The organism is Vibrio sp. 1978 (genome assembly GCF_033344345.1).
On record NZ_JAWPOP010001014.1, the window covers coordinates 1 to 519 of the forward strand.

Below are 519 nucleotides of genomic sequence, written 5' to 3' on the forward strand. Positions count from 1 at the left end.
CGCAAAATGGCGGTCAGGCACAAAATAGAGGTTCTCAAGCGTAACGAACTCACCATTGAATGATTGAATGACATTCGAACCGTCCAACACAACAGAGCCATTGACTGGCGTAAGTTCAATGTACTCACCATTGGCATTTCGATAATAGAACGTGCCGTTGTGCGTACTCGCATCGCGAATCGTGATATCGCCTAGGCTTTCATTTCTATCGAGGTCGTGCAAGTTAATCACTAGATCGACTTTCGCTGGCGTAGTATCTAGACCAGATAAGTTATCTTGCGTATTGGCATTCTCAGTACCAAGGATAGAGCCGTCACGGCCTTTATCTTCGAAAGACAACACCGATGAGGTATCGATTTGTGCATTTCTGTCTGTCACGGAGATGTCGAGATCGGCGGTACTCGTATCTCCGTCACCATCGGTAGCCGTAACATGAACCGTGAAATCGATTGAAGCCGCATCGGTATGATCAAGATCGTCATTTGGTCTAAAGCTAATAGAGCCATCAGTTCGAACAAT

General features: G+C 46.1%; 1 protein-coding gene. It reads right to left on the minus strand.

Features of this window, described 5'->3' with window-relative positions; translation table 11 throughout:
• Positions 1 to 519: hypothetical protein (locus R8N49_RS30395; RefSeq protein ID WP_318190858.1), on the minus strand; the 519-nt coding region annotated here is incomplete at both ends.